Annotated in this window: 23 protein-coding genes; 22 read left to right on the top strand and 1 reads right to left on the bottom strand. The window is 42.7% G+C overall.

Annotated elements, in window-relative coordinates; genetic code table 11:
* Window positions 1-14: 14 nt before the first annotated feature.
* The 17 genes from recD2 to HNR31_RS01645 all read left to right on the top strand — a co-directional run bounded on the left by recD2 (window position 15) and on the right by HNR31_RS01645 (window position 16,608).
* Window positions 15-2,378, top strand: coding sequence for an SF1B family DNA helicase RecD2 (gene recD2 / locus HNR31_RS01725; RefSeq protein WP_181554519.1), 2,364 nt, complete (start codon window positions 15-17; stop codon window positions 2,376-2,378).
* 26 nt (window positions 2,379-2,404) lie between these two features.
* Window positions 2,405-2,878: a PRC-barrel domain-containing protein gene (locus HNR31_RS01720; protein WP_181554518.1), complete on the top strand. Its 474-nt coding sequence runs from the start codon at window positions 2,405-2,407 to the stop codon at window positions 2,876-2,878.
* A 15-nt stretch (window positions 2,879-2,893) separates the two neighbouring features.
* Window positions 2,894-3,085, top strand: a complete 192-nt coding sequence (locus HNR31_RS01715; RefSeq protein ID WP_181554517.1) for a hypothetical protein — start codon at window positions 2,894-2,896, stop codon at window positions 3,083-3,085.
* A gap of 12 nt (window positions 3,086-3,097) precedes the next feature.
* Window positions 3,098-3,232 (top strand): YrzQ family protein, encoded by a 135-nt coding sequence (locus HNR31_RS01710; protein ID WP_181554516.1) that lies wholly within the window; start codon window positions 3,098-3,100, stop codon window positions 3,230-3,232.
* Between the two features lie 96 nt (window positions 3,233-3,328).
* A complete protein-coding gene (locus HNR31_RS01705; RefSeq protein WP_181554515.1) occupies window positions 3,329-4,390 on the top strand; it encodes an AI-2E family transporter in 1,062 nt (353 codons plus the stop codon).
* A gap of 322 nt (window positions 4,391-4,712) precedes the next feature.
* Window positions 4,713-7,349, top strand: coding sequence for an alanine--tRNA ligase (gene alaS, locus HNR31_RS01700; RefSeq protein WP_181554514.1), 2,637 nt, complete (start codon window positions 4,713-4,715; stop codon window positions 7,347-7,349).
* A 79-nt stretch (window positions 7,350-7,428) separates the two neighbouring features.
* Window positions 7,429-7,695: an IreB family regulatory phosphoprotein gene (locus tag HNR31_RS01695; protein ID WP_181554513.1), complete on the top strand. Its 267-nt coding sequence runs from the start codon at window positions 7,429-7,431 to the stop codon at window positions 7,693-7,695.
* Between the two features lie 3 nt (window positions 7,696-7,698).
* On the top strand, window positions 7,699-8,115 hold the full coding sequence (gene ruvX, locus HNR31_RS01690; RefSeq protein ID WP_181554512.1) for a Holliday junction resolvase RuvX: 417 nt from the start codon (window positions 7,699-7,701) through the stop codon (window positions 8,113-8,115).
* A gap of 16 nt (window positions 8,116-8,131) precedes the next feature.
* Window positions 8,132-8,419: a DUF1292 domain-containing protein gene (locus HNR31_RS01685; protein WP_181554511.1), complete on the top strand. Its 288-nt coding sequence runs from the start codon at window positions 8,132-8,134 to the stop codon at window positions 8,417-8,419.
* 227 nt (window positions 8,420-8,646) lie between these two features.
* Window positions 8,647-9,741: an endolytic transglycosylase MltG gene (gene mltG / locus HNR31_RS01680; protein ID WP_181554510.1), complete on the top strand. Its 1,095-nt coding sequence runs from the start codon at window positions 8,647-8,649 to the stop codon at window positions 9,739-9,741.
* Window positions 9,742-9,897: 156 nt separating this feature from the next.
* Window positions 9,898-10,551 carry an O-methyltransferase gene (locus HNR31_RS01675; protein ID WP_181554509.1) on the top strand — a complete coding sequence of 218 codons (654 nt, stop codon included), beginning with the start codon at window positions 9,898-9,900 and terminating at the stop codon, window positions 10,549-10,551.
* On the top strand, window positions 10,548-11,477 hold the full coding sequence (locus HNR31_RS01670; RefSeq protein ID WP_181554508.1) for a peptidase U32 family protein: 930 nt from the start codon (window positions 10,548-10,550) through the stop codon (window positions 11,475-11,477). Before HNR31_RS01675 ends, HNR31_RS01670 begins: the two co-directional genes overlap by 4 nt.
* A gap of 22 nt (window positions 11,478-11,499) precedes the next feature.
* A complete protein-coding gene (locus tag HNR31_RS01665) occupies window positions 11,500-12,768 on the top strand; it encodes a peptidase U32 family protein (protein WP_181554507.1) in 1,269 nt (422 codons plus the stop codon).
* A 1-nt stretch (window position 12,769) separates the two neighbouring features.
* Window positions 12,770-13,405, top strand: a complete 636-nt coding sequence (udk, locus tag HNR31_RS01660; protein WP_181554506.1) for a uridine kinase — start codon at window positions 12,770-12,772, stop codon at window positions 13,403-13,405.
* A 153-nt stretch (window positions 13,406-13,558) separates the two neighbouring features.
* On the top strand, window positions 13,559-14,035 hold the full coding sequence (gene greA / locus HNR31_RS01655) for a transcription elongation factor GreA (RefSeq protein ID WP_181554505.1): 477 nt from the start codon (window positions 13,559-13,561) through the stop codon (window positions 14,033-14,035).
* Between the two features lie 47 nt (window positions 14,036-14,082).
* Window positions 14,083-15,858, top strand: a complete 1,776-nt coding sequence (locus HNR31_RS01650) for a peptidoglycan D,D-transpeptidase FtsI family protein (protein WP_181554504.1) — start codon at window positions 14,083-14,085, stop codon at window positions 15,856-15,858.
* Between the two features lie 105 nt (window positions 15,859-15,963).
* The gene (locus HNR31_RS01645; RefSeq protein ID WP_181554859.1) at window positions 15,964-16,608 is read left to right on the top strand and encodes a YrrS family protein; all 645 of its coding nucleotides are present in this window, start codon (window positions 15,964-15,966) and stop codon (window positions 16,606-16,608) included.
* A gap of 221 nt (window positions 16,609-16,829) precedes the next feature.
* Here HNR31_RS01645 and HNR31_RS01640 read toward each other — a convergent pair whose 3' ends face one another.
* The gene (locus tag HNR31_RS01640) at window positions 16,830-17,036 is read right to left on the bottom strand and encodes a YrzA family protein (protein WP_181554503.1); all 207 of its coding nucleotides are present in this window, start codon (window positions 17,034-17,036) and stop codon (window positions 16,830-16,832) included.
* 167 nt (window positions 17,037-17,203) lie between these two features.
* On the opposite strand from HNR31_RS01640, the gene HNR31_RS01635 reads away from it, so the two are divergent.
* The 5 genes from HNR31_RS01635 to HNR31_RS01615 all read left to right on the top strand — a co-directional run bounded on the left by HNR31_RS01635 (window position 17,204) and on the right by HNR31_RS01615 (window position 20,987).
* Entirely contained in the window at window positions 17,204-17,845 is a 642-nt protein-coding gene (locus tag HNR31_RS01635) for a class I SAM-dependent methyltransferase (protein ID WP_181554502.1), read from the top strand.
* Between the two features lie 19 nt (window positions 17,846-17,864).
* Complete coding sequence (mtnN, locus tag HNR31_RS01630; protein WP_181554501.1) at window positions 17,865-18,563, top strand: 5'-methylthioadenosine/S-adenosylhomocysteine nucleosidase; 699 nt, start codon at window positions 17,865-17,867, stop codon at window positions 18,561-18,563.
* A 63-nt stretch (window positions 18,564-18,626) separates the two neighbouring features.
* Entirely contained in the window at window positions 18,627-19,550 is a 924-nt protein-coding gene (locus HNR31_RS01625) for a PLP-dependent cysteine synthase family protein (protein ID WP_181554500.1), read from the top strand.
* A gap of 2 nt (window positions 19,551-19,552) precedes the next feature.
* Window positions 19,553-20,686, top strand: a complete 1,134-nt coding sequence (locus HNR31_RS01620; RefSeq protein WP_181554499.1) for a bifunctional cystathionine gamma-lyase/homocysteine desulfhydrase — start codon at window positions 19,553-19,555, stop codon at window positions 20,684-20,686.
* A gap of 73 nt (window positions 20,687-20,759) precedes the next feature.
* Entirely contained in the window at window positions 20,760-20,987 is a 228-nt protein-coding gene (locus HNR31_RS01615; RefSeq protein WP_181554498.1) for a YrhC family protein, read from the top strand.
* Window positions 20,988-21,249 lie beyond the last annotated feature (262 nt).

Genomic DNA, 21,249 nt, shown 5'->3' with positions numbered 1-21,249 from the left:
GGTAGGGGATTCCATTGCAACAACAAGAATCGTTTGCCTTAGGGGAAAAGTCGTTTATTAAAGGAACGCATGTCGTGACCATTTTTCATAATGAAAACAATCTTTATTCCGTTGTTCGTGTTCGCATCGAAGAAACGAATGAAGCGTGTGATGAACAAGAAGTTGTTGTAACTGGATATTTCCCTCGCATGAATGAGCATGATACGTATATTTTTTACGGCGCGTTTAAAGACCATCCGAAATTTGGACGGCAGTATGTGGCGGAGCATTTTCGCAAAGAATTTCCGCACACCAAGGAAGGCGTGATTCATTATTTGTCGAGCGATTTATTTAAGGGAATTGGCAAAAAAACGGCGAAAGCGATTGTCGATGCGCTCGGAGAAAACGCCATCTCAAAGATTTTGGCAGACCCTCACGTGTTAGACGATGTTCCGAGACTTTCAAAAGAAAAGGCAAAGGAGCTATATGATTCCTTACGGGCGCATGAAGGGCTTGAACAAACGATGATCGCCCTTTCTCAATTCGGTTTTGGTCCGCAGCTGTCGATGAAAATTTATCAAGTGTATCAAGACGAAACGCTTGCGATTATCCAACAAAATCCGTATCAACTCGTCGAAGATGTCGAAGGAATCGGATTTGGACGAGCGGATGAATTAGGGTATCAACTAGGGATTTCTGGAAATCACCCTGCCCGTATCCGCGCAGCCTGCTTATTTGTATTGGAACACGATTGTTTGCAAGAAGGACACGTCTATTTAACGGAGGAGCAGCTGATCACAAACGCCAAGCAACTGCTTGAAGCAAAACGGGACGAAAAAATTCCTGAATCGGCCATTTCCCATGCAGTAATGATGCTTGTGGAAGAGGGAAAACTTATGTGTGAAGATGGCAAGTTTTACGTTCCCTCGCTTTATTTTGCGGAAAAAGGAATCGTAACCAATATAAAACGGCTATTGCAACAAACGGAGGCGGTAACTACGTTTCCGGAATCGGAATTTTTACTGGCGCTTGGCAGATTAGAGGAACGTCTCTCTGTTCAGTATGCCCCTTCACAAAAGGAGGCAATTCAAAAAGCGCTGGCCTCCCCGCTGTTCATTTTGACAGGCGGACCTGGAACAGGAAAAACGACCGTCATTAAAGGCATTGTTGAAATTTTTGCGGATTTGCATGGATTTTCTCTCGATCCGAAAGATTATAGCAAAGATGACCCGTTTCCGATTTTGCTTGCTGCTCCAACAGGAAGAGCGGCAAAACGGATGAGTGAAGCGACTGGGTTGCCGGCAGTGACCATTCATCGCTTGCTTGGCTGGAACGGGGTAGAAGGGTTTACTCATGATGAGGACGAGCCGATTGACGGGAAGCTGTTAATCGTCGATGAAATGTCAATGGTTGATACGTGGTTAGCCAACCAGCTGTTTAAATCTCTTCCTGATGGCATTCAAGTCATTCTTGTCGGCGATGAGGATCAATTACCGTCTGTTGGGCCGGGACAAGTATTAAAAGATTTGCTGCAAGCTGGCATTATTCCAACCGTTCGTCTCACAGAAGTATATCGTCAGGCAGAAGGTTCGTCGATTATTGAATTAGCACACCAAATGAAAAACGGGACGCTGCCGTCAGATCTTACCGCACCGAAAGCCGATCGTTCGTTCATTCGCTGTCAAACAGGACAAATTGCTGATGTTGTTCGGCAAATTGCTGATAATGCGCGCAAAAAAGGATATGCGGTGAAAGATATCCAAGTGTTAGCGCCGATGTACCGTGGTCCTGCCGGGATTGACCGCCTCAACCAAACATTGCAAGACTTGTTTAATCCAAAATCGGAGAAAAAGCGGGAACTTTCCGTTGGTGATGTCGTATATCGCGTCGGTGATAAAGTATTGCAGCTTGTCAATCAGCCGGATGAAAACGTCTTTAACGGTGACATTGGAGAAATTGTCGCGATTTTTTACGCGAAAGAAAATACGGAAAAACAAGATTTAGTTGTTGTTTCCTTTGATGGAAACGAAGTAACGTATTCACGTCAAGATTTATCACAAATTACTCATGCCTATTGCTGCTCGATTCATAAATCACAAGGAAGCGAATTCCCGATTGTTATTTTGCCTGTCGTCAAAAGTTATTACCGCATGTTAAAACGAAATTTACTCTATACAGCAGTGACAAGAAGCAAACAATTTTTAATATTATGCGGCGAAGAAGACGCCTTTCAATTAGGGGTTGCCCGCTGCGATGACGGGGCACGGCAAACGACATTAGCGGAAAAATTACAGCAATCCCTACTGCCCCTAGCAGAAGGCGAACTTCCGCTTGATGACGCTAACATCGGGATGGAAAACGTTTCACCGTATGACTTCATGAACGAACAGCCAAGCTAAAAATGTCTGGAAAGGTGGAGAGATCTTTGCGGACATTTTCTCATCTGAAAGGTCTTCCTGTATACGAGCAGCATACAGGAAAGACGATTGGAAAAGTAAGCGATATTTGCTTTACGAATACGGGGAAAGTACAAGGGCTGATCATCGAAAGCAAAGGATGGTTTTCTCGACATCGTTACATCCCGCTTAGCGCCATTCAAGCGATTGGAGTGGACGGGGTGTTCATTACTGATTTTCATGCTCTGCAACCGACTGCGTCTTTCCAAACAGGCTACTCTCTTTACAGTCAGCGAGGAATTGCCGGAAAACCGGTCATCACTACTAATGGCAAGAAACTTGGTTTATTGGAGGACGTATATTTTCATGAGCAATTGGGCATAATCGGAGGATATGAGATTACAGATGGCTTCTTTGCTGATTTGATGGAGGGAAAAAAGCGAGTGAATACCGTCCCGTTCACAGTTGGAGAAGAGGCTATTATCGTAAATACGACGATGTAAGGAGAGTGGCCTTTTGTGCTCATATGCCCGAATTGCAAAAGTAAAAATTTAGGTAAAATCGGTGTGAACCAGTATTATTGCTGGGATTGTTTTATCGAGCTTTCTGTTTCCAAAGGCATGATTTATACCCATCAAGTAGAAGAAGATGGGACGTTAAGTTCATTAGATGATTTATTTGACGAACATGAGCGCACGATTCATTTTTAGGAGGGAAAGAGCATGAACCGCACAACGACCTCTCTTTTAGCTGTTGGTTTGGGGGTAGCCGCTTACCGGTTAGCGCAGCGCAATAACTGGATAAACAATCGTACGATGAAAAAAATGCGTCGTCGCCTAACTAAATCAATTTTTTAAACGTAGTTGCCAATTCTCGCACTTTTTCGCGAGAATTGGCTCTTTTTTGTATAATTAGCCCCCATTCTCCTACACTAACGGGTAGGGGGTGTTGGCGTGAGTGAGCAACAGTGGTTCTCGTTCATTCGGTTAGGAAAATTTTTATTAATGGTCATTATTGTTTATCTTATCATTCGGCTGAAAGCGGTATGGCTGCCTGTTCTTGATTTATTTGTAACCGCACTCATTCCGTTTCTCATTGCTGCGTTTATTACGTATTTGTTACATCCGATTATTGAATACATTCATGAAAAAGGAATTCCACGCTGGCTGGCCATTTTAATGATTTATTTTCTGTTTTTTGGCGGGGTCGGATACGGTATCTATAAAGGGGTGCCTCTGTTTATCCAACAGCTAAAAGACTTAAGCGAAAGTTTACCAACGCTCATCGAAACATATAGAGGCTGGACGAGGCATATTCATAATGAAACTTCCGCTTGGCCTGTGGAAATTCATACACGGATAGAAACGATGTTAGCACAGGCGGAACAATTAGTCGGAAACGTGTTAACAATGGTGTTGAACGGAATAAAACGCTTTGTAAATTCTGCTGTCGTGTTTGCTTTAATTCCTTTCATTGTCTTTTACATGTTAAAAGATATTGACCAAATTAAAAAGGCAGTTTGGTATGTAACCCCAAAGCGATGGCGCTCGCCCGGTCTCGCTTTTTTAAAAGATGTCGATGAATCGCTCGGCAACTATATTCGTGGTCAATTATTTGTCGGTCTTCTTATCGGCATTGTTGCCACCATCGCTTTATGGCTTGTCGGAATGGATTATCCGCTTTTGCTCGGCTTCATTATCGGAGCGACGAACATTATTCCCTATTTTGGACCTATTATTGGTGCGATTCCAGCGGTTATTTTGGCGGTGACCATGTCCTTAAAAATGGTACTCATTGTGACAGTGATCATTTTTTTATTGCAATTTTTAGAAGGGAATATTTTATCGCCGCTGATTGTCGGAAAAAGCTTGCATATGCATCCGCTTGTCATTATGTTCGCCTTATTTCTTGGTGGAGAAATTGCTGGGGTCATTGGATTAATTGTAGCAGTTCCGTTTGTCGCTGTGTTAAAAGTGGCGATTTTGCATGCGAAAGAACATTTCAGCCCGCGTTGACAAACAAAGGCAGCTTGTCTATAATCTGTGAGTGAAAAGATAAATACATAAGGCGATGACGGATCGAGTATGTTACAGTCCATCTTAACGCGCGTGCTCGCGCACAGAGAGGAATTTCCGAGGCTGAAAGAAATTCCAGATGAAGGGTAACAGAACGCTAATCCTGAGCGCAGGCAAAACCTGACGGATCAGCCACGTTACGGCTGTTGAGGTGATGAACGGTTTTCGTTCATAAACAGGGTGGTACCGCGAGCACAACTCTCGTCCCTGAATAGGGATGGGAGTTTATTTTTTATATAATAAATAACGAGGAGGAAGGGATATGAAGAAGCTTACGTCAGCACAAGTTCGCCAAATGTTTCTTGACTTTTTCAAAGAAAAAGGTCATGCTGTTGAACCGAGCGCTTCATTGATTCCAGTTGATGATCCATCGCTATTATGGATTAATAGCGGTGTAGCGACATTAAAAAAATATTTTGATGGGCGTGTTATTCCTGATAATCCACGTATTTGTAATGCGCAAAAATCGATTCGAACGAACGACATCGAAAACGTCGGAAAAACAGCACGTCACCATACGTTTTTCGAAATGCTCGGAAACTTTTCCATCGGTGATTATTTCAAGCGGGAGGCCATTCATTGGGCATGGGAATTTTTAACAAGCGACAAATGGATCGGCTTTGATCCAAATCGTTTATCGGTCACGATTCACCCGGAAGATGATGAGGCATTTGAAATTTGGCACAAAGAAATTGGTCTTCCAGAGGAGCGGATTATTCGCCTCGAAGGAAACTTCTGGGACATTGGCGAGGGACCGAGTGGACCGAACACAGAAATTTTCTATGACCGCGGAGAACAATTTGGCAACGACCCGAACGATCCAGAGCTATATCCAGGCGGAGAAAACGATCGTTATTTAGAAGTATGGAACCTCGTTTTCTCACAATTTAACCATAACCCTGATGGTACATACACACCGCTACCGAAGAAAAACATTGATACCGGTATGGGGCTAGAGCGGATGTGCTCAATTTTGCAAAATGTTCCAACCAACTTTGATACTGACTTATTTATGCCGATCATTCGTGCTACCGAGCAAATTTCTGGTGAAAAATATGGGATTGACACCGAAAAGGACGTCGCGTTTAAAGTGATTGCGGATCATATTCGGACTGTTACATTTGCGATTGGCGATGGGGCACTTCCGTCGAACGAAGGTCGCGGTTATGTGTTACGCCGCTTGTTGCGCCGTGCTGTGCGTTATGCGAAACAACTCAATATTCATCGCCCATTTATGTACGAATTAGTTCCAGTCGTTGGCGAAATTATGGTCGACTACTATCCGGAAGTGAAAGAAAAAGCCGCGTTTATTCAGAAAGTCATTAAAAACGAAGAAGAACGTTTCCATGAAACGCTTCATGAAGGTCTTTCTATTTTGGCAAGCGTCATTCAAAAAGAAAAAGCGCGCGGAAGCAATATAATTTCCGGAGAAGACGTGTTCCGGCTTTATGACACATACGGCTTCCCTGTCGAATTAACGGAAGAGTATGCGCAGGAAGAAGGAATGGAAATTGACCACGAAGGATTCGAACAAGAAATGGAACGCCAACGCGAACGCGCTCGTGCTGCCCGCCAAGATGTCGATTCGATGCAAGTACAAGGCGGCGTGCTCGGCGACATTAAAGTAGAAAGCAAATTTGTTGGTTACGATCAGCTTCGCACTCAATCGACAGTGACGGTCATCGTCAAAAATGGCCAGCTTGTTGAGGAAGTAAACGAGGGTGAAGAAGCGCAAATTATGTTAGACGTCACACCGTTCTATGCGGAAAGCGGAGGACAAATTGCCGACCAAGGCTGGATCGAAAACGAGGCAACGAAAGCGTACGTGAAAGATGTACAAAAAGCGCCGAATGGTCAACATTTACATCATATCGTCGTCGAAAAAGGAACGCTCAAAAAAGGTGAAATCTACACAGCCCATCTCAATGAAGAAAAACGCGCCAACATTATTAAGAATCATACAGCGACACATCTTTTACATCAAGCATTGAAAGATGTCCTCGGCGTTCATGTCAACCAAGCAGGTTCATTAGTTACGCCGGAACGGTTGCGCTTCGACTTCTCGCATTTCGGTCAAGTAAAACCGGAAGAACTTGAGCAGATTGAAGCGATTGTCAACGAAAAAATTTGGCGCAGCATTCCGGTTGAAATTTTCTACAAACCTCTTGAAGAAGCAAAAGCGATGGGAGCGATGGCGCTATTTGGTGAAAAGTACGGTGACATTGTTCGCGTCGTCCAAGTTGGCGACTATAGCCTTGAGCTTTGCGGCGGTTGCCATGTGCCAAACACAGCTGCAATCGGCTTGTTTAAAATCGTCTCCGAATCGGGAATCGGAGCAGGTACACGCCGAATCGAAGCAGTAACGGGAGAAGCAGCGTATCGATTCATGAACGAGCAAATCGCCCTGCTGCAAGAAGTTGCTCAAAAATTAAAAACGAATCAAAAAGACATCATTGGACGCATTGACGCTCTCATGAACGAAATCCGTGAGTTGCAACGCGAAAACGAATCATTGGCAGCGCGTCTCGGAAATATGGAAGCCGCTAACCTTGTGAACAAAGTGAAAGAAATTAACGGCGTCAATGTACTAGCAAGCAAAGTCAATGCCAACGATATGAACAACTTGCGCACAATGGTTGATGAATTAAAGCAAAAATTAGGATCCGCTGTCATTGTATTAGCATCTGTCCAAGGAGAAAAAGTAAGTCTTATCGCTGGTGTGACCAATGACTTAATCGAAAAAGGGTATCATGCTGGCAAACTCATTAAAGAAGTAGCAACCCGCTGTGGCGGTGGCGGCGGAGGTCGTGCCGACATGGCGCAAGCAGGTGGAAAAGACCCGAATAAAGTCGGAGAAGCACTTCAATTTGTTGAAGAATGGGTAAAATCCGTTTTATAATTTGCGTCATATAGTGTACAATGGATGTAAGATAGGGAGATGCCAGATTTCGGTGAATTGGAGAGCGAGGTGTATAACGGTGAGCTCATTTGACCAGACGATGCAATTTAACTTTTCGGAAGAGCCTGTGGAAACGGATATTCGTGAAGTGCTGTTAACCGTATACGAGGCTCTGCAAGAGAAAGGGTATAACCCGATTAATCAAATTGTTGGCTATTTACTATCTGGCGACCCAGCTTACATCCCTCGTCACAAAGATGCACGCACATTAATTCGCAAAATTGAACGGGATGAATTAATCGAAGAATTAGTGAGATTCTATTTACAGAAGCAACGAAAGGATTGACGTATGCGCGTATTAGGATTGGATTTGGGGACAAAGACGCTTGGAGTAGCTGTCAGTGACGAATTAGGCTGGACCGCGCAAGGGCTTGAAACAATTTCAATCGATGAAGAAAACGGAGAATTTGGCTTGAACCGGCTCCGTGGCATTATCGAGGAGTACAACGTCGATACGATCGTGCTTGGTTTTCCGAAAAACATGAACGGAACGGTGGGACCTCGTGGCGAAGCGAGTCAACGTTTTGCCAAGATACTGGAGCGCGAATTTTCGTTGCCTGTCATTTTATGGGACGAGCGTCTTTCGACAATGGCAGCCGAGCGCATGCTTATCGCTGCCGATGTCAGCCGCAAAAAGCGGAAACAAGTTATTGATAAGATGGCAGCTGTCGTCATTTTACAATCTTATCTTGACAGCAAACAGTAAACGGAGGTAAAAGAAAATGGAACATGGCGATAAACATATTACCATTGTCGATGAAGATGGCAATGAACAACTATGCGAAGTATTGTTTACATTTGAATCAGACGATTTTGGAAAATCGTATGTATTTTATTACCCGATCGGTGCTGAATACGACGATGAAGAAGAAACAGAAATTCACGTATCGGCTTTTATCCCTGGGGAAGACGATCAAGAAGGAGAGCTTCAACCAATTGAAACAGAAGAAGAATGGGATATGATCGAAGAAGTATGGAATACTTTCTGCGCTGAAGAAGAGGGAGAATAAACAAGCGGAAGCGCCCCCTTATCCCTGAGGTATCACAAGGGGATGAGTTGCCGGACATTCAGAAAAGCAGAGAGGCGTGTATTGTGCACGAATGCAATCATTAAGATGAAAGAAGTGAAAAAGATGGCCCGCGATAACGGGCTGTCTTTTTTTGTGGAAAAAAGCAAAGAGATAGCGAAAAATGCGAAAGTTTGTAGTATAATATCACGAGTGAAGGGAGGATTCCAATGCAATATAACCAATTTTTCCAAAAAGATGTACAAATTGTGAGGAAAGTTGTTTTCATCGTATGCACCGTTATGTTGATTGGCTTTATCACGATCTTAGCAGGAAGTTATTTATATATAAAATCGGCTCTAAAACCAGTAAATCCAAAAGATCGTACTGCTGTTCACGTATCGATTCCAATTGGGTCTTCCGTCAATGATATTGCTGCAACGTTAGAAAAAAAACATCTCATTAAAAGTGCGACTGTATTCCGCTATTATGTGAAATTTAAAAATCATGCTGATTTTCAAGCGGGAGAATATGAATTAAATCGAGCAATGTCACTTGAAGACATTATCGCTACTTTAAAAACAGGAAAAGTAATGGAGAAAATGAAATTAAAAATTACGATTCCTGAAGGAAAACAATTGACACAAATCGCGGAAATTATTGCTAAAAAAACAGGATATAAACAAGAAGATGTTATGAAACAATTAAATGATCGTCAATATATTCAACAGTTGATTCAAAAATATCCGACGGTTTTGTCAAAAGACATTTTAAACCAAAACATTCGTTATCCGCTCGAAGGATATTTATTCCCGGCAACATATTCATTTAAAGAGAAAAAACCGCCGATTTCAACGATCATTGAAGCGATGATTGCGAAAACAGCTGAAATAGTAGCGAAATATGAGGGGGAAATGAAAGAGAAAGAATTTACTCCTCATCGCCTGTTAACAATGGCGTCGTTAATTGAAGAAGAAGCAACAGAAAAAGTTCAACGTAAAAAGATCGCAAGCGTTTTTTATAATCGTCTGCGTGTTGGGATGCCTCTTCAGACCGACCCGACTGTTCTTTATGCGCTTGGAAAACATAAAGAACGAGTTTATTACGAAGACTTGAAAGTAAATTCACCATACAATACGTACATTCATAAAGGATTGCCGCCCGGCCCGATTGCCAATGCCGGCGAAATGTCGATCCAAGCGGCGCTTCAACCAGCTCAAACCGACTATTTATATTTTCTTGCTACTCCGGCGGGGGAAGTTATTTTTACAAAAACGTTAGAGGAACATAACAGGGAAAAGGAGAAACATATTGGAAAACAATAGATATAGATATAAATGAGTGGTTTTTGGGTAAAACATTTCGCATTTCACTTCTTTTTATGATAGTATATATAAAGTTATGGATAAGTCTAAAGCCATATGATCCTGTTTATAAGAGTCTGCTTTTAGGGACTCTTATTTTTACGAGGAGGAGCACGGTTGTTGTCGAGCGAAGTTGGACGTTATTTAGAAACACTGATTCCGGAGCGGGAACAAGAAATTCGGGAGATCGAAGCATATGCGAAACAAAACGATATCCCTATTATGGAATTAACCGGAATTGAAGCGATGTTACAAATATTAAAGTTCATCCAGCCGAAGAAGATTTTAGAAATCGGAACAGCGATCGGCTATTCGGCGATTCGCATGGCTAAAGCGTTGCCGAATGCAAAAATTATTACGATAGAACGAGATAAAGAGCGGTATGAACGGGCGCTTTTTTATATAGAGCGAACGAATACAAACAAACAAATTGACGTGCTGTTTGGCGATGCACTTGATTTATATGAGGAAGTTGCTAAGCACGCACCGTTTGACGCTATTTTTATTGATGCGGCAAAAGGGCAGTATCAGCGCTTTTTTAACATGTATGAACCGCTTTTGAGTAACGGTGGTGTCATTATTACCGACAACGTACTATTTAAAGGGCTTGTCGCAACAGAGGAGCCGATTGAAAATAAACGGATTCGTCAATTAGTCAAAAAAATTCGCAGCTATAATGAGTGGCTGGTACATCGCGATGATTACGAAACGGTCATTTTTCCGATTGGTGATGGAATCGCGATATCACGAAAACGAGGTGAAGGAGAATGAAAAAACCGGAATTGTTAGTGACGCCGACGAGCGTTTCTCATATTCATGACTTGGCGAGCGCAGGCGCAGATGCGATTATCATTGGCGAACAGCGTTACGGTTTGCGTCTAGCGGGAGAATTTCGACGCGACGACATCGTTGAAGCGGTCAAAATCGCTCGGCAATACGGGATCAACGTATATGTAGCCATGAACGCGATTTTTCATAACGACAAAGTCGATGAACTCGGAGATTATGTTCGCTTTCTTGCTGATACAGGGGTCGATGCGATTGTATTTGGCGACCCGGCGGTATTAATGACCGTGCGCGAAGTAGCGCCGCATATGAAACTGCATTGGAATACGGAAACGACGGCAACGAACTGGTATGCATGCAACTATTGGGGGCGCAAAGGGGCCAAACGCGCCGTGCTTGCCCGTGAGTTAAACATGGATGCTATTATCGAAATTAAGGAACATGCCGAAGTGGAAATCGAAGTACAAGTACACGGGATGACATGTATGTTCCAATCAAAGCGTTCCTTAATCGGCAACTACTTTGAATATCAAGGAAAAGTGATGGAAATCGAAAGACGAAAATACGATAAAGGAATGTTTTTGCATGATAAAGAACGTGACAACAAATATCCGATTTTTGAAGACGAAAACGGTACTCATATTATGAGCCCGAACGATATTTGTATTATTGATGAGTTAACAGAAATGGTCGATGCAGGCATTGACTGTTTTAAAATCGACGGAGTACTTCACGCGCCGGACTATATCACGGAAGTGACGAAAAAATATCGTCGCGCCATCGACCTATGTGCAGAAAATCGCGGGCAATATGAAAAAGAAAAAGATCAACTGCTAGCGGAAATTGAAGCGATTCAGCCAAAACATCGTCCGTTAGATACAGGGTTTTTCTTTAAAGAAACGGTGTATTAAAATGAAAAGGAGGTTGAACATCATGCTTTTAAAAAATGACAACATTTCCGAAATCATTAACGGAAAGCGCGTCATTACGAAAAAGCCGGAGCTTCTTGCTCCAGCAGGCAACCTTGAGAAACTCAAAGTGGCGGTTCATTATGGCGCGGATGCTGTATTTATTGGCGGACAAGAGTACGGACTTCGCTCTAACGCCGATAACTTTACACTAGAAGAAATCGCAGAAGGCGTTCGCTTTGCGAATCAATATGGAGCAAAAATTTATGTGACGACGAATATTTACGCCCATAACGAAAATATTCCGGGGTTAGACAACTATTTAAAAGGACTTCAAGAAGCTGGTGTGCACGGCATTATCGTGGCAGATCCGCTCATTATTGAAACGGCTCGCCGTGTGGCACCAAAGCTTGAAGTGCATTTAAGTACGCAGCAGTCGCTCACGAACTGGAAAGCGGTGCAGTTTTGGAAAGAAGAAGGGCTTGAGAGAGTCGTGCTTGCACGCGAAACAAGCGCAGAAGAAATTCGTGAGATAAAAGAAAAAGTGGACATTGAAATTGAAGCATTCATTCATGGCGCGATGTGTATTGCCTACTCCGGTCGCTGTGTATTAAGCAACCATATGACCGCACGCGACTCGAACCGCGGTGGGTGCTGTCAATCATGCCGCTGGGACTACGATTTATACAAATTGGACGGTGGAAAAGAAATTCCATTATTTGACGAAAAGGATGCTCCGTTTGCAATGAGTCCGAAAGACTTAAACTTAATTCAATCCATTCCAAAAATGATTGAGTTAGGTATTGATAGTTTAAAAATTGAAGGACGCATGAAGTCGATTCACTATGTAGCGACAGTCGTAAGTGTTTATCGCAAAGTGATCGATGCGTACTGTGCTGATCCTGACAATTTTGTCATTCGAAAAGAATGGCTAGAAGAACTCGATAAATGTGCCAATCGCGATACAGCTCCAGCCTTTTTCGAAGGAGTTCCGGGATATAAAGAGCAAATGTATGGCGTTCATAGCAAAAAGACAACGTATGAGTTTGCCGGGCTTGTATTGGATTACGATAAAGAAACGAAAATGGTCACACTGCAACAGCGGAACTTCTTTAAACCGGGCGATGAAGTCGAATTTTTCGGTCCGGAAATCGAAAACTTTACACAAGTGGTCGAAACAATTTGGGATGAGGACGGAAACGAGCTTGATGCGGCTCGTCATCCATTACAAATTGTTAAATTTAAAGTCGATCGCGAAGTCTTCCCATACAACATGATGAGAAAGGAGAACTAAGATGGGGAAGAAACCGGTTGTTATCGGAGTCGCTGGCGGCTCCGGTTCGGGGAAAACAAGCGTGGCTAAAGCCATCTATGAGCATTTTAAAGGTCACTCGATTTTAATGCTTGAGCAAGATTTTTATTATAAAGATCAAAGCCATCTTCCATTTGAAGAGCGATTAAAAACGAACTACGATCACCCGCTTGCCTTTGACAACGATTTGTTAATTGAGCACCTTCAAAAATTGCTTAATTACGAACCGATTGAAAAGCCGGTTTACGATTATACGCTCCACACAAGAGCGGATAAAGTTATTCATGTCGAACCGAAGGACGTCATCATTGTAGAAGGAATCCTTGTATTAGAAGATGAACGATTACGCAATTTAATGGATATTAAGGTATATGTCGATACTGATGCCGATATTCGCATCATTCGTCGCTTGCTACGTGATATTAATGAACGAGGTCGCACGTTAGAATCGGTCATTGAACAATATGTCTCCGTCGTTCGTCCAATGCATAATCAATTTATTGAACCGACAAAGCGATATGCCGATATCATCATTCCAGAGGGCGGACAAAATTATGTGGCGATTGATTTAATGGTCACAAAAATTCGCACAATTCTTGAACAAAAGTCTTTTTTGTAATAACATAACATAGATAATATAACAAACTTTCCCCGCATGTTTGTACGAACGGATAAACCCGTTCGTATTCTACATAGCCAGGAAAAGCGGAGGCAAGTAGGTAACACGGTATTATACAAAATTCTGATAATAAAAATAGAGGAGTGAACCGTTATGGCAATGGAAAAAGAATACCCGATGACAAAAGAAGGGAAAGAGAAGCTGGAACAAGAGCTTGAGTATTTGAAAACGGTTAAGCGGAAGGAAGTTGTGGAACGCATTAAAATTGCACGTGGTTTTGGTGACCTTTCCGAGAACTCTGAATACGATGCAGCGAAAGACGAGCAAGCTTTCGTTGAAGCGCGCATTCAAACGCTCGAAAACATGATTCGTAATGCTAAAATTATCGAAGAAGATACGGAAAACCCAGATGTCGTCTCATTAGGAAAATCCGTTACGTTCATCGAACTACCTGATGGTGAAGAAGAAACATATACGATTGTCGGGAGCGCTGAAGCGGACCCATTTGAAGGAAAAATTTCAAACGACTCGCCGATTGCCAAATCACTTCTCGGCAGAAGAGTTGGAGAAGAAGTGATGGTACAAACTCCTGGCGGCGAAATGTTTGTAAAAATCGTTGCCGTGAAATAGGTTTTAAAATTTAACACCTCGTCGAAAATGAAGACGAGGTGTTTTTTATGTGGAAAAAAAGAATGTTTGTTATTTTGGCACTCATTCAACTCTGTATCTTTCTATTAATCGGACGACTCATTCAAATTCAATTAGTAAGCACAGAAACGTTTTCGAAAAAGAAAGTGAATTTAATCGAGGAAAGCGTCGCGCAACGGACGCAAGAAATGGTCATTGACGCAGGAAGAGGCACGTTTGTCGACCGAAATGGCAAACCGCTCACGAATGAATATATTCCTTCACTTGTTCTTTTTCCATTTTTAAAAACGATGAATTGGCCGATGGAGAAATTGGCAGCGATTCTTGACATTTCCCCAAGCATCATCGCTTCAAAACTGCAACAAGCGAAAGAACCGTTCATTTTTTCACTCGGAGGAGAGCCGTTTGCATTGACAGAGACACAAATGGAGGAGATTAATCGCCTTCACATTCCGGGCGTGCTCGCGGTAAAAAAACAGTATCCGCTCGAAAAGGTGTATGCTGAGCACCTCATCGGCTTTACTCGCGAAGATGCCCAATTATTGCACTCTCGCTACCCAGACCGTCATCTTTCTCCCCACACGGAAGTAGGGATCCATGGATTACAAAAAGCATTTGATGAATTTTTAATTCCAGAAGGAGAAACGAAGCTATTGTATCACGTCGATGCAGAAGGCAGGCCTTTATTTGGCATTGATGTGAAATATAGCGACCCTGGCAATCCATTTTATCCTGTTTCTGTCCAAACAACGATCGATCGCGATTTGCAAGAAATTGTTGAATCTGTTGTGCAACAGCATCAATTAAAAAAAGGTGGGGTAGTTTTACTTGATATTCAAACAAACAGCGTGCTAGCGATGGTGAGCCGTCCTGACATGGACCCGCGCGATCCATACAAAAATAATGCGGCAGAAAATCAAATGATATTGCCGCAAATCCCCGGTTCGGTGTTTAAAACGGTTATCGCTGCTGCGGCGATAGAAAAGGGGATTGTTTCCAAAGAAAGAACCTTTGACTGCAGTAAAAAAATTGACGGAATTACTCCAGAGAATGAGCATTTATATGGAATGCTCAGCTTTGAAGAGAGCTTTTCAGTGAGCTGTAATAATACATTTGCCACATTAGGAAAAGAGCTAGTCGACCAAGATCCAAATATCATCGAACAATATGCACAAAAACTAGGATTATCTCCGCTCGCTGGTTGGCAAGGTGATGTTTATCATTTGACGAACTTCAGGCAATTTCCTGAAGAAAAAAGGGCAACGATTTGGTATGACAATAGCGACAAATCCGTGCCGCTTGCCGTTGCACAGACATCGATTGGGCAAAAAAACGTTCGCGTGTCGCCGCTTTCAGTCGCAAATATGATGGCAACGATCGCGCGAAACGGGGAAGCAAAGCAAGTGAGGGCAGTGAGCAAAATTGTATACAAAAACGGCACAACGTTATTCTCATTCCCAGAACAACGCTTTTCGGACGAGGACCCGATTTCTCCAATGACAGCGATGAAATTGCAACAATTATTGCGAAAGGTCGTTACCGATGAGCGCGGCACAGGGCGGCGATTTCAAACGCTTCCGTATGCGGTCGCCGGCAAATCCGGGACAGCACAAACAGGAAAAACAACACCACAAGAAGGAGAATTGGTAAATAAATGGTTTGCTGGCTATTTTCCAGCCGAATCACCGAAGTATGCGCTCGTTGTCGTCGATTTAGAACGTCCAAGTTCGCAAGCTGTGACAAACGATGTATTTTATGACATTGTCAAGAGAATATATGAGTTTAATGAACAGCAGAAACAATAGGACATAAATCGGAAACGGTGACGAAACAGTTTATTAGGAGACATAACAATGCTACAATAAGAACGATTGGAAGAACACAGGGAGGGATCGCGGTTGGCGAAAGAAATGGGACCTCGTTTTGAACAGCGAGCAAAACGCCGGAAAATTAATCGTATGTTAAATATGGCGATTGCTTTCGTATTTATATTGATTCTATTTTTTGGCTGGCAATTGCTTTTTGCTGATGATCATCCAAGCGAACAAGCGACACAGTCAGATAAAAAAATAGAAAAGAAGAAAAATGATGATGATCATGGTCATGATCATGATCATGAGAAAAACGTTGAGGTCGAAATCGGAAAAACAGAGAAGCCAAAGGAAGAAGTGACGGAAGAAACAACAGAAGAAACAGATGAGCCAGAAGAGAAGCAAGAAGTGATTGAGACAGCAGGAGATCCGTCATCAAACATTCTCAAAGAAATTGTTAATCCGTCGTGGCAGCCGGTTGGCACGACACAATCCGAACCGCATGTAACAACGTTTGATGAAAGCTCTGTAGACTGGAAAGAAATGCTCGATGCGGTCAGTTATGCCACTGGGTTGGCACAGTCTGATATGATTGTATGGTTTATCGGCAACAATGGACCGAATAAAGCGGTCGCGACGATTTCGACAAAAGATAAAAGCCAATATTACAAAGTGTATATCGAGTGGGTGGAAAACCAAGGATGGAAACCAACGAAAGTGCAACAACTAAGGCAGAAGGAATAGCAAGCTGACACATCGAAACTAAACAACACGAAACGGATCTCCTGACGCGGTAAAGAACACGTGCATTTCGCTGAAAGAATTACTAGCTGCGCCTGAGATGATCCGGTGCATGTCAGCAAAGACGTTGGTTCAAACAGTAGAGAGCCGAAACTAGGCAGGAAAGTGGTAACCACCTGCTTACGGGAAAAAAGCGGATTTTCTCATCAGACGAGAAATCCGCTTTATTTTTTCGCCTTAAAATGGACGACGGCGCTATAAAACCTCTGTCCGTTCTCCGCCACATGCATTTGATGGGACACATGATGAACGTGCAATAAAATCGCCTTATTATTTTCAATTTGTTCATTAATTTTTTTCTCTAATGTTTGCAAATCATCCGCTTCAAAAAATTCGATTTTATCTTCAATGAGATCGAAAGAAATATTCATGATCATTCTCCTTTCCACGTTCAGTGTAACAAATTTTCGCTGCATATTCTACAATCATGCGGAGATAGTGATTGAAGAAAAAGAAAACTTATGATACATTGAGAACAGATTATCTTGTAAATTCATAGTATACTTATAGGAATTATAAAAATGTGGAGTGTGACATCATGGGTAGAGAGTTTCTTGATTTGTTTGAAGCATGGGCAGATTCCTATGATCAATCTGTAGAAGGATATGATCAAGAGTATCGAGAAGTGTTTGCTAATTACGAAGAAATTTTAAATACAGTAGCAACTAAGGCCGGAAAGGTAGTCCTAGAATTTGGCGTTGGGACGGGAAACTTAACGAAAAAATTGCTCGAACAAGGCAAAAAAGTATATGGAATTGAACCGTCCGGGCCGATGCGCAAAAAAGCATACGAAAAGTTAGGCGAGCATGTATCTATTGAGGATGGTGATTTTTTACAATTCCCTCTTCCACAAGAACCGATCGATACGATTGTTAGCACCTATGCCTTCCATCACTTAACCGATGAAGAAAAAAGAGAAGCCATTGCCAACTATGGAAAGCTATTAGCGAAAGGTGGTAAAATAGTGTTTGCCGATACGGCATTTCGCGATCGGCAAGCATTTGAGCGTGCGATTGAGGAAGCAAAGAAGCGTGGCTTTCATAATTTAGCGGACGATTTGCAGCGCGAGTATTACACGACGCTCGATGTACTCACCAATCTATTTGAAACGAACGGATTTACCGTTACATTTGCGCAACATAACGCGTTTGTATGGGTGATGGAGGCAATAAAACAGTAAGAGAAAGAGGGAGACAGAATTGAAAATAGCAATCATTGGTGCAATGGAAGAAGAGGTAACAATTTTACGCGAAAAAATGGAAGACCGAACGGAAACGACGATTGCCAATTGCGAATTTTCGACAGGCCGCATTCACGGAGCAGATGTGGTGTTATTAAAGTCAGGAATCGGTAAAGTCAATGCAGCAATGGCGACGGCGATTTTGCTTGACCGCTTTCAACCGCAATATGTCATTAACACAGGTTCCGCAGGTGGATTCTCCGCAGCACTTAACGTAGGAGATATTGTCATTTCAAGTGAAGTGGTGCATCATGATGTTGATGTGACTGCCTTTGGCTACGAATACGGTCAAGTGCCGGGAATGCCTGCGCGTTACAAAGCGGATGAAACATTGGTGAAAATCGCGGAACAAAGTGCTCAACACCTCACCGACGTTCAAGTGGTCAAAGGATTAATTGCGACAGGCGATTCGTTTATGAACGACCCATCGCGCGTCGAGTTTGTTCGCAGTAAATTTCTAGATTTATACGCCGTTGAAATGGAAGCAGCAGCGATTGCCCAAGTGTGTACACAGTTTGCGGTTCCATTTGTCATCATCCGTGCGTTGTCTGACATTGCCGGAAAAGAATCGAATGTTTCGTTTGAACAATTTTTGCACACAGCTGCCCTCCATTCCTCTAATTTAGTACTATCAATGTTAACAGCGTTACAGGGCTAATCAAAAGAGGAAGGGAATCCCTTCCTCTTGCCATGTACATGAACGAAAGAACGGAGTGACATCATGAAAGTATTTAAAAATGTTCATGAGCTAGTAGGGAATACGCCTGTTGTGGAAATTACGCAGTTTTCGCTGCCTGATGGTGTCCGTTTGTTTGCTAAGCTCGAATACTTTAACCCCGGCGGAAGCATTAAAGACCGCCTAGGACAAGAGTTATTACGCGATGCGCTAGAAACGGGAAAGTTAAAAGAAGGCGGAACCATTATTGAACCAACGGCCGGGAATACTGGAATCGGGTTAGCACTTGCAGCGATTGGAAAAAATATTAACGTCATTTTTTGCGTTCCAGAAAAATTCAGTCTGGAAAAACAAGAGATGATGAAAGCATTAGGTGCCACGATCGTTCATACGCCAACGAGCGAAGGGATGCAGGGAGCGATCAGAAAGGCTCAGGAGCTTGTCAAAGAAATTCCGAACTCGTATTGCCCGCAGCAATTCGCTAATCCTGCCAATCCGAGAACGTATTATAAAACGCTCGGTCCTGAACTTTGGAACGACCTAGACGGGCACATTGACGTGTTTGTCGCCGGTGCCGGTTCGGGCGGTACGTTTATGGGAACGGCACGGTTTTTAAAAGAAAAAAACCCGAACATTAAAACGGTCATTGTCGAACCAGAAGGATCCATTTTAAATGGAGGCGAACCTGGACCGCATAAAACAGAGGGGATTGGCATGGAATTTTTGCCAGACTATATGGATCCGAGTTATTTTGACGCCATTCATACGATACGCGATGAAGATGCTTTTGGGCGTGTGAAAGAGCTTGCGGAAAGAGAAGGATTGCTTGTCGGTAGTTCCTCAGGAGCTGCGTTTCATGCGGCGTTACTCGAAGCGGAAAAAGCGAAACCTGGAACGAATATTGTCGTTATCTTCCCAGACAGCAGTGAGCGTTATTTAAGTAAAAAAATTTATGAAGGTGGGATATAAGAATGAGACAGAAAACGAAACTGATTCATGGCGGCATTTCCGGTGATCCGCATACAGGAGCGGTCTCTGTTCCGATTTATCAAGTAAGCACATACAAACAAGAAGGTATCGGCGGACATAAAGGATTTGAATATTCGCGTACCGGAAATCCAACGCGTCATGCGCTAGAAGAGCTGATTAAAGATCTTGAAGAAGGTTACGCCGGATTCGCGTTCAGTTCCGGGATGGCGGCAATTACGGCGGTCATGATGTTATTCAACAGCGGTGACCATGTCATTTTAACAGACGATGTATATGGCGGTACATACCGTGTTATGACAAAAGTGTTACGCCGATTAGGGATTGAATCAACGTTTGTTGATACAAGTGATTTGACAAACGTGGAAAAGCATATTCAACCGAACACGAAAGCCATCTACATTGAAACACCAACAAACCCGTTATTGAAAATTACAGACATTCAAGCCGCTTCTGCGATTGCAAAAGCACATGGGCTGCTCACGATTGTGGATAATACGTTCAGTACACCGTACTGGCAGACACCGATTGCACTTGGTGCTGATATTGTTATCCATAGTGCTACGAAATATTTAGGTGGTCACAGCGATGTCGTTGCAGGCCTTGTCGTTGTGAATTCGCAAGAGCTTGCTGAAAATCTTCACTTTATTCAAAACTCAACCGGCGGTATCCTCGGCCCGCAAGATTCATGGCTTCTCATGCGCGGCATAAAAACATTAGGCGTTCGCATGGAAGAACATGAGGAAAACACGCGCAAAATTGTCGAGTTTTTAGTGAATCATCCGGCTGTGAAAAAAGTGTACTACCCGGGGCTAGAAACACATCCAAACCACGAAATTGCGAAAAAACAGGCGCGCGGGTTTGGCGGCATGGTATCGTTTGACGTCGGAAGCGGGGAAAAAGCGGATCAACTATTAAACAGCGTACACTATTTTACGCTTGCTGAAAGTTTAGGAGCGGTTGAAAGCTTAATTTCGTTACCAGCGAAAATGACGCATGCTTCCATTCCGAAAGAACGCCGCGAGGAATTAGGAATTACCGATGGATTAGTACGCATTTCCGTTGGGCTTGAAGATGTCGAAGATTTGATCGAAGATTTGGAACAAGCGTTAAAATAGAAACTTGGTTAAAATTACATCCCCCATTTTTTTCATATATATGCTACATTTAAAGTGGAAAGCGGGGGATACGATGGATTACCAACAAAAGCAATGGAAAGAAAAAGCAGCGGACTATAAAATGTATGCAGGGGTGTTAGTCGCATTAAGCGTCTTTTTGTATATCGGGACGCTTCTTCCGATTACACCAGAAAAGAAACCGTATTTAATCGGCGTTATTATGATCTTGTTAACCGGATCTTTTTTCTTTTACCAAAAAGCAATCAAATATATTCGCTTACTGCGGGAGTTTGAGCAATGAACCTATCCTTTCATATCGAAAGGATAGGTTTTTTGATTTATTTTTACAGAAAAGATGTTTACAAATACATTTCATTTGGATATAATTACCTCTGTAACATGATTTCGGAAGGAGGTCGAAAACAATGACTATCTTAACAGCAATGATGAAAAGTGTAGATAACGATACAAGTGAACGTATAAGAACTATTCGACCTTCTGATCGTGTTATAGAGATAATGTTCTGTAATATGTAGATAACGCCGCAGGGAGAATAGTTCATC

Origin of the sequence: Thermaerobacillus caldiproteolyticus (genome assembly GCF_013761245.1) — a bacterium.
Classification (GTDB): domain Bacteria; phylum Bacillota; class Bacilli; order Bacillales; family Anoxybacillaceae; genus Thermaerobacillus; species Thermaerobacillus caldiproteolyticus.
The sequence above is the reverse complement of the archived record's forward strand: the minus strand, read 5'-3'. Positions and strand labels throughout refer to the sequence as shown.

Coding starts and splice junctions, on each gene's coding strand:
- HNR31_RS01665 (WP_181554507.1), top strand. CDS start 11,500: ATGCTTTTAAAAAATGACAACATTTCCGAAATCATTAACGGAAAGCGC.
- HNR31_RS01710 (WP_181554516.1), top strand. CDS start 3,098: ATGAACCGCACAACGACCTCTCTTTTAGCTGTTGGTTTGGGGGTAGCC.
- udk (WP_181554506.1), top strand. CDS start 12,770: ATGGGGAAGAAACCGGTTGTTATCGGAGTCGCTGGCGGCTCCGGTTCG.
- HNR31_RS01645 (WP_181554859.1), top strand. CDS start 15,964: ATGGGACCTCGTTTTGAACAGCGAGCAAAACGCCGGAAAATTAATCGT.
- HNR31_RS01685 (WP_181554511.1), top strand. CDS start 8,132: ATGGAACATGGCGATAAACATATTACCATTGTCGATGAAGATGGCAAT.
- greA (WP_181554505.1), top strand. CDS start 13,559: ATGGCAATGGAAAAAGAATACCCGATGACAAAAGAAGGGAAAGAGAAG.
- HNR31_RS01635 (WP_181554502.1), top strand. CDS start 17,204: ATGGGTAGAGAGTTTCTTGATTTGTTTGAAGCATGGGCAGATTCCTAT.
- HNR31_RS01640 (WP_181554503.1), bottom strand. CDS start 17,036: ATGAATATTTCTTTCGATCTCATTGAAGATAAAATCGAATTTTTTGAA.
- mltG (WP_181554510.1), top strand. CDS start 8,647: ATGCAATATAACCAATTTTTCCAAAAAGATGTACAAATTGTGAGGAAA.
- ruvX (WP_181554512.1), top strand. CDS start 7,699: ATGCGCGTATTAGGATTGGATTTGGGGACAAAGACGCTTGGAGTAGCT.
- HNR31_RS01670 (WP_181554508.1), top strand. CDS start 10,548: ATGAAAAAACCGGAATTGTTAGTGACGCCGACGAGCGTTTCTCATATT.
- HNR31_RS01615 (WP_181554498.1), top strand. CDS start 20,760: ATGGATTACCAACAAAAGCAATGGAAAGAAAAAGCAGCGGACTATAAA.
- HNR31_RS01625 (WP_181554500.1), top strand. CDS start 18,627: ATGAAAGTATTTAAAAATGTTCATGAGCTAGTAGGGAATACGCCTGTT.
- alaS (WP_181554514.1), top strand. CDS start 4,713: ATGAAGAAGCTTACGTCAGCACAAGTTCGCCAAATGTTTCTTGACTTT.
- HNR31_RS01620 (WP_181554499.1), top strand. CDS start 19,553: ATGAGACAGAAAACGAAACTGATTCATGGCGGCATTTCCGGTGATCCG.
- HNR31_RS01650 (WP_181554504.1), top strand. CDS start 14,083: ATGTGGAAAAAAAGAATGTTTGTTATTTTGGCACTCATTCAACTCTGT.